2 protein-coding genes are annotated in these 968 nt (G+C 63.6%); both read left to right on the top strand.

All coding sequences use genetic code 11. The features are described 5' to 3' along the window. On the top strand, positions 1–581 hold a 581-nt coding region (locus tag FS320_RS44150), incomplete at its 5' end, for a chromate transporter (protein WP_210252271.1). Beyond that, a partial coding sequence (locus FS320_RS44145) for a chromate transporter (RefSeq protein ID WP_152718751.1) occupies positions 574–968 on the top strand: 395 nt, incomplete at its 3' end. The genes FS320_RS44150 and FS320_RS44145, both read left to right, overlap by 8 nt.

Genomic DNA, 968 nt, shown 5'->3' with positions numbered 1-968 from the left:
AAAGGCTTCGTCCCGGATATCTCATGAACCCGACCCAAGCCCCAGTTTCCCTCGTGTCGCTGTTTCTCGTGTTCTTCCGCGTGGGGCTCTTCAGCTTCGGCGGCGGTCTCTCGGGCTGGATCTACCGCGAGGTGGTGACGCTGCGGGGCTGGATGAGCGATGAAGACTTCTTCTCTGGCTTGGCGCTGTCTCAGATCCTGCCAGGAGCCAACGTCACCAACCTCTCGGTCTATATCGGCCAGCGTCTGCGTGGTCCGGCGGGATCGATTTGCGCTCTGATCGGTCTCGTGATCGGCCCGTTCTTCGCGGTGATCGCCTTGGTCACAGCCTATGCCCAACTCGCTGCGATGCCATGGATCCAGGACGCCATGAGCGGGGCGGCAGCAGCCGCTATCGGGCTGCTCCTGGTCGTTGCCGTGAAGGGTGCCTATAGCGCGAGCCGCAGGCTCGTGCCGTTCCTGATCCTGATGGCGACCTTCGTGGCCGTGGGCCTTCTGCAATGGCCGCTCGTGCCGGTGGTGCTGGGGCTCGCGCCCGTGTCGGTCGCCGTTGCCTGGTGGCAGGCCTCGTCCGATGCGTGAGAATGCTCTCTGGTCCCTGATCGTCGTCTTCGTGCCGTTCTCGCTGGTCTCCATTGGAGGAGGCCCCAGCATCTTCGCAGGCATCCAGCATCAATCCGTCGAGGTCTATCACTGGGTCACCGCGCGTGAGTTCGTCGACCTGTTTGCCATCGCGCGGGCCGCGCCCGGCCCGGGCTCCATGCTCGTGACCCTGCTCGGCTGGACGGTGGCGGGTTGGACCGGTGCTGTCGTGGCAACGCTCGCACTCTTCATTCCATCATCGCTGCTCTGCTATGGCGTCACGAAGATGTGGAACCATTATCGCGGTCGGCATTGGCATACGGCTTTGGAGAACGGGCTTGCGCCGATCGGAGCCGGGCTGATCCTTGCCGGCGTGTTCGCAATCTT

Origin of the sequence: Microvirga tunisiensis, from assembly GCF_009296175.1 — a bacterium.
Classification (GTDB): domain Bacteria; phylum Pseudomonadota; class Alphaproteobacteria; order Rhizobiales; family Beijerinckiaceae; genus Microvirga; species Microvirga tunisiensis.
Note: the sequence above shows the minus strand (reverse complement) of the source record. Positions and strands in the feature narration are given on the sequence as shown.